General features: G+C 72.6%; 7 protein-coding genes. 4 read left to right on the top strand and 3 right to left on the bottom strand.

Annotated features, from left to right (window positions below; genetic code table 11):
* On the top strand, positions 1-988 hold a 988-nt coding region (locus KN815_RS10300; RefSeq protein WP_216341468.1), incomplete at its 5' end, for an aminotransferase class I/II-fold pyridoxal phosphate-dependent enzyme.
* 137 nt (positions 989-1,125) lie between these two features.
* Here KN815_RS10300 and KN815_RS10295 read toward each other — a convergent pair.
* The gene (locus tag KN815_RS10295; RefSeq protein ID WP_216341467.1) at positions 1,126-2,076 is read right to left on the bottom strand and encodes a DMT family transporter; all 951 of its coding nucleotides are present in this window, start codon (positions 2,074-2,076) and stop codon (positions 1,126-1,128) included.
* Between the two features lie 73 nt (positions 2,077-2,149).
* On the opposite strand from KN815_RS10295, the gene KN815_RS10290 reads away from it, so the two are divergent.
* Entirely contained in the window at positions 2,150-3,058 is a 909-nt protein-coding gene (locus KN815_RS10290; RefSeq protein ID WP_216341466.1) for a LysR family transcriptional regulator, read from the top strand.
* Positions 3,059-3,135: 77 nt separating this feature from the next.
* Here the strand turns inward: KN815_RS10290 and KN815_RS10285 are convergent, their stop codons facing one another.
* Positions 3,136-3,603, bottom strand: coding sequence for a pyridoxamine 5'-phosphate oxidase family protein (locus KN815_RS10285; protein ID WP_216341465.1), 468 nt, complete (start codon positions 3,601-3,603; stop codon positions 3,136-3,138).
* A 57-nt stretch (positions 3,604-3,660) separates the two neighbouring features.
* Here KN815_RS10285 and KN815_RS10280 point away from each other — a divergent pair, with 57 nt between their 5' ends.
* Positions 3,661-4,365 carry a cysteine hydrolase family protein gene (locus KN815_RS10280; protein ID WP_216341469.1) on the top strand — a complete coding sequence of 235 codons (705 nt, stop codon included), beginning with the start codon at positions 3,661-3,663 and terminating at the stop codon, positions 4,363-4,365.
* Here the strand turns inward: KN815_RS10280 and KN815_RS10275 are convergent.
* Complete coding sequence (locus KN815_RS10275; protein ID WP_216341464.1) at positions 4,331-4,837, bottom strand: Rieske (2Fe-2S) protein; 507 nt, start codon at positions 4,835-4,837, stop codon at positions 4,331-4,333. The genes KN815_RS10280 and KN815_RS10275 overlap by 35 nt on opposite strands.
* 142 nt (positions 4,838-4,979) lie before the next feature.
* Between KN815_RS10275 and KN815_RS10270 the strand changes: the two genes are divergently transcribed.
* Positions 4,980-5,474: ATP-binding cassette domain-containing protein (locus tag KN815_RS10270; protein WP_216341463.1), on the top strand; the 495-nt coding region annotated here is incomplete at its 3' end.

The following is a 5,474-nucleotide window of genomic DNA, read 5'->3' as shown; positions in this document are numbered from 1 at the left end:
GGCGGCCGCGGCCCGCGCGACGGAGCGCCCCACGCTGTACGGCGCGCCGGACGTTGTCCCCGAGATCGCCCAACTCGCCCGGGCCGCCCTCGACGCGGACGGGGTTCCGGCCGGGCCGGTCGCCGTCACCTCCGGCGCGCTCGACGCGATCGAGCGGGTGCTGGCCGCGCATCTGCGTCCCGGTGACGCGGTCGCGGTCGAGGACCCCGGCTGGGGCAGTCTGCTCGACCTGATCCCGGCGCTCGGACTGCGCGCCGTCCCGGTCGGGGTCGACGACGACGGACCGCTGTCCGAGCGGGTGGAGCAGGCGCTGGCCCAGGGCGCGCGGGCGCTGGTGGTCACCGACCGGGCGCAGAATCCGACCGGCGCGGCGGTGAGCGCGACACGCGCCCGCGAGCTGCGCAGCGTGCTCGCCGCCCACCCCTCCGTGCTGCTGATCGAGGACGACCACGGGCACGGCATCGTGGACCTCCCGCTGCGCCCCCTGGCCGGAGGCACGGACCACTGGGCGCTGGTCCGCTCCACCGCCAAGGCGTACGGCCCCGATCTGCGGCTCGCCGTGCTCACCGGCGACCCCGTCACCCTGGACCGGGTGCGCGGCCGCCAGCGGCTGGGGCCGGGCTGGGTCAGCCATCTGCTCCAGGACGCGGTCGGTGGGCTGTGGCGGACGGGTGCGGTCGACGCGGCGGCGGTGGCGGCGTCGTACGACACCCGGCGCGCCGCGCTGGTGCGGGTGCTGCGGGAGCGGGGGATCGCCGCGCACGGGCGGAGCGGGATGAATGTGTGGGTGCCGGTTCCGGACGAGACCGGCGCGGTCGCCCGGCTGCTGGCGTCGGGCTGGGCCGTCGCCCCCGGGGCGCGCTTCCGTGTGGCCTCGCCACCGGGGGTCCGGTTGACGGTCTCGCCGCTGGCCGCCGACGAGATTGAGACGGTGGCCGCCGCGGTGGCCGCGGCGGTGGGGGCCACGGTCTCGGGGCGGCTGGATTAGTGTCCGGGATTCCGTACGCCGACCACGCGGGGCATGGGCTCGACGCCAACCGGCCGGCGCGTCCGCGAACTGCCGCCGGCGCCCGCCGTGCTGAGGTGACGGAAGGCGCTCGACCGGTCAACGGGGCAGCGGGGCGGCTACCGGGCGGTGGGGCGCCGCTGGCTCAGGGCCGCGCCGATGAGAACGACGGCCGCGCCCACCGGTGTGTTCCAGGTGAGGTGTTCTCCGAGGATCGCCACGCCCGCGGTGGTGGCGATCACCGGGACGAAGTAGGTGACCATCATCGCCGTCGTCGGGCCGACCTCGTCGACGAGCCCGTACTGGACCAGGAACGCCACCCCGGTGCCCAGCGCGCCCAGGGCGAGCACGGAGAGCAGCGGCAGCACCGGGAAGGAGGTGGGCGTCTTCGCGAACACCGGTGCGACGAGGGCGAGTTGCACCGTGCCGAGCAGAAGCTGACCGCCGGACATCGACAGATGGGAGTGGCCCGTATCGCTCAGCGTGCGCCGGACGTACTGCCAGCCGACCGCGTAGCTGGCCGAGGCGATCAGTGCCAGCACCGTGCCCAGCGGGTCCTGGCCGGAGAAGCCCTGCCAGGCGCCCAGCACGATCAACACGCCGATGAAGCCGAGCCCCAGACCCGCGACACGCTGACGGCTCGGCCGGTCGTCGGAGACCACGACCACCGCGAGCAGCATCCCCCACAGCGGCGAGGCGGCGTTGCAGATACCGGCCAGCGTGGAGGGGATGGTCAGCTCGGCGTAGGCGAACAGCGAGAACGGCAGCGCGTTGAGGAAGAACGCGGCCACCGCCAGATGGCCCCAGACCCGCGCCCCGCGCGGCAGCCGCTCCCGCCGCACCACCAGCGTCACGAGCAGTACGGCGGTGCCGAACAGCATCCGGCCGAGCGTGACGTACAAGGGGGCGAACGCCTCATTGCCCACCTTGATGAAGAGAAAGCTGAAACCCCAGATCAGGGAGAGCACGCCGAAGCGGATGCGCCAGTCGAGGAGTGGTCTGCGGGCAGGGGAGGAGGAGGTCTCCGCCGTGGTGGCGGCAGGGGGCGCCGAGGCGGTCGCTGAGGTCATGCCATTACGATGTGGGCTACAACCTCTTAGGACAAGCGAGATTTCGTTCGCGGTATCGCGTAGGATTCCTTATATGTTGAACCTGGATCGCCTACGGACCTTGCACGCCGTGGCCCGCCACGGCTCCGTGAGCGGCGCCGCCGAGGGGCTGCATGTCACGACCTCCGCCGTCTCCCAGCAACTCGCCAAGCTGGAGCGCGAGACCGGTCAGCAACTGCTCGCCAAGAACGGGCGCGGGATCCGCCTCACCGACGCCGGGCGGCTGCTCTCCGATCACGCGGCGCGCATCCTCTCCCAGGTGGAGCTGGCCCAGGCGGATCTGGAGGCGCAGCGCGGCCATGCCGTCGGCGAGCTGCTGCTGGGCGCGTTCCCGACCGCCGTCCGCGGTCTCTTCCCGGGCGCGCTGGGCCGGCTGCGCACCGAGCATCCGCAGTTGAACGTGCGGCTCCAGGAGATGGAGCCCGATGAGTCGGTGCCCTCGGTGGTGCGCGGCGATATCGATCTGGCCGTGGTCCTGGACTGGTACAACAAGCCCCTGCCGATGCCCGGCGGGCTGGTGAAGGCCGCCCTGCTGGACGACCCGGTGGATGTGGCGATGCCCGCCGACCACCCCCTCGCCGACCGCCACGCGGTCGAGCCGGAGGACTTCGTGGACGACGAGTGGGTCTCCTGGCCCAAGGGCGGGTTCTGCTACGACTGGCTGATGGTGACCCTGCGCGGCAAGGGCATCGAGCCGAGGATCCGGCACACCGCGCATGAGCACCACACCCAGCTCTCGCTGATCGCCGCCGGTCTTGGCATCGCGGTGGTGCCCCGGCTGGGCCGCGGCCCGGTGCCCGAGGGAGTGCGGATGGTGCCCGTCAGCCAGCCCACGATGCGGCGGCACATCTACGCGATCTGGCGCGCGGACGCCGATCGCAGGCCCTCGATCCGTGCGGCGGTCGAGGTACTGCGATCCGTCGGCGAGAAGATCATCGACTGAGCACCGACTGACCGCGGACTCACCGCCGACTGGCCGGCGAGCCCGGCCCGGAACCCGACCCGGGCCCCGCTCCCGGGTCAGCCCTGCGGCATCTTGCGGAAGTCCCAGGAGCGGATCGCCTCGGGGTCCAGGCGCAGCCAGGCGTGGCGCCCGTCGTACGGCATGGTGTCCAGGCCGAAGTACTTCGCCGCGAACATCCGCTCGGGCGTGTCGAGTTCGGGGCACGACACGCCGGTGCGCGGCGCCTCGCCGATCAGGACCGCCTTGCCGGAGAGCTCCACTCCGCGCAGTTCGCCGTAGTCGTGCCCGTCGTCGACCACCACCGCGATCCGCGGATCGCGGCGCAGCTCGGCCCAGCGGCGGCTGCGGGTCAGGGAGTACAGCCACAGGGCGGCGCCGTCCCAGCAGAACCACAGCGGGCTGATATGCGGGCGCCCGTCCGCGGCCACGGTCGCCACCCGGCAGGTGCGCTGTTCGGTGAGGAAGGCGTCCAGCTCGTCCTGGGCCATCATGATGCGGCGTCCCCGCCGCTGGGTGACGGTCATCCGACCCCGTACCTCCCGGTAACTGGATACGCGGCACAGGATGATGGCTCTTCCTTGATGACGCAAGGGGCGCTACTCTCCCGCGCCGTGACCCCACGCCCCCGCGAAGACCTGGTGGAACTGCTCCGGCCGGAAGGCTGCGCCCTGCTCACCGTCGAATGCCAGCGCGGTGTGGTGGGCCCGGACAGCGCGCTGCCCGAACTGGCCGCCGTGGCCCAGGAGTCCGGTGCGCTCGGGCGTGTCGCCCAGTTGGTGGCGGCCGCCCACGACACGGGCGTCCAGGTGCTGCACGCGGTGGCCGAGCGGCGCGCCGACGGACGCGGCGCGAGCCGCAACGCCCCGCTGTTCCGGGCCGTCGAGCGGCTGCCGGTCCGGCAGCTCACCGGAAGCGCGGCGGTGGAGATCGCCGAACCGGTTCCGGTGGCCGCCGAGGACCTGGTCGTACGGCGGCTGCACGGCCTCTCGCCGATCGCCGGGACCGATGTGGACGCGCTGCTGCGCAATCTGGGCTGCCGCACGCTGGTCATCACCGGCGTTTCGGCCAATGTGGCGATCCCGGCCGCCGTCTTCGACGCCGTCAACCTCGGCTATACGGCCGTGGTGCCCGAGGACGCGATCGCCGGGGTGCCCGCCTCGTACACCCCGGCGATGGTCCGCCACACCCTCGCCCTCGTGGCCGCCGTCACCACGGCCGACGAGGTGGTCGCCTGCTGGCGGGGGACGGCCGTCACGCCATCCAGATCGAGCTTCCCTGCACCTTGATCTGCGCGCCCGGCAGCGGCTTCCGCGCCGGTCCGCCCTTCACACTGCCGTCGGTGATGTCGAACTTGCTCTGATGGCACGGGCAGTTGATGGTGCCGCCGGTCACATCGCCGACCGAGCAGCCCTGGTGCGTACAGATCGACGAGAACGCCTTGAACTCACCCGCCTTGGGCTGGGTCACCACGACCTTGTGGTCCTTGAAGACCATGCCGCCGCCCTCGGGGATCTGGGAGGTCTTGGCCAGTTCCATGCCGTCCCCGCCGGCCGACTGGCCGCCCTCCGCGCTCTGCGACGCGCTCTGTGACGCGCCCTGCGACGGCTGCGCGGCCCCGGCGTCCTGGGCGCTGCCCGCGCTGCCGCTGTCCGAATCGCCGCCGCATGCGGCAAGCGTGGCGGCCAGCCCGGCCACTCCCGCCGCGGTGACGACGGCGCGGCGGGTGGTGCCCTGCCCGTTGATTGCCGACTGCGTCATGGTGGTGCCTCCTGATCAGGGGACGTTTCTCTGCCATACGGATGGCGGAGCCCCCGTGTTCAGCCGCATGTGCGCACCCTTGGGCCCCAGTCCGGGAAATCGCTTTGCCGACCGGGCGGCCGAACCGTGAGAATGCCGGACCATGGGACATCTGGAGGCCGCGCACCTCGCCTATTTCCTGCCCGACGGACGGCTGCTGCTCGGCGATGTGTCGTTCCGCGTCGCGGAGGGCACGGTGGCCGCCCTGGTCGGGCCCAACGGGGCGGGCAAGACCACGCTGCTGCGGCTGGTCTCCGGCGAGATGGAGCCGCACGGCGGCACGGTCACCGTCAGCGGTTCGCTCGGGGTGATGCCGCAGTTCATCGGCTCCGTACGCGATGAGCGGACGGTGCGCGACCTGCTGGTGTCGGTGGCCCAGCCACGGGTCCGCGAGGCCGCCCGCGCGGTCGACGAGGCCGAGCTGGCGATCATGGAGCGGGACGACGAGGCCGCCCAGATGGCCTACGCCCAGAGCCTGAGCGACTGGGCCGAGGCGCGTGGCTACGAGGCCGAAACCGTATGGGACATGTGCACCATGGCGGCGCTCGGAGTGCCGTACGAACGGGCGCAGTGGCGCCAGGTGCGCACCCTCAGCGGG

The sequence above is a fragment of the Streptomyces niphimycinicus genome (genome assembly GCF_018883605.1).
GTDB lineage: Bacteria > Actinomycetota > Actinomycetes > Streptomycetales > Streptomycetaceae > Streptomyces > Streptomyces niphimycinicus.
The sequence above is the reverse complement of the archived record's forward strand: the minus strand, read 5'-3'. Positions and strand labels throughout refer to the sequence as shown.

Coding starts and splice junctions, on each gene's coding strand:
- KN815_RS10295 (WP_216341467.1), bottom strand. CDS start 2,076: ATGACCTCAGCGACCGCCTCGGCGCCCCCTGCCGCCACCACGGCGGAG.
- KN815_RS10290 (WP_216341466.1), top strand. CDS start 2,150: ATGTTGAACCTGGATCGCCTACGGACCTTGCACGCCGTGGCCCGCCAC.
- KN815_RS10285 (WP_216341465.1), bottom strand. CDS start 3,603: ATGACCGTCACCCAGCGGCGGGGACGCCGCATCATGATGGCCCAGGAC.
- KN815_RS10280 (WP_216341469.1), top strand. CDS start 3,661: ATGACGCAAGGGGCGCTACTCTCCCGCGCCGTGACCCCACGCCCCCGC.
- KN815_RS10275 (WP_216341464.1), bottom strand. CDS start 4,837: ATGACGCAGTCGGCAATCAACGGGCAGGGCACCACCCGCCGCGCCGTC.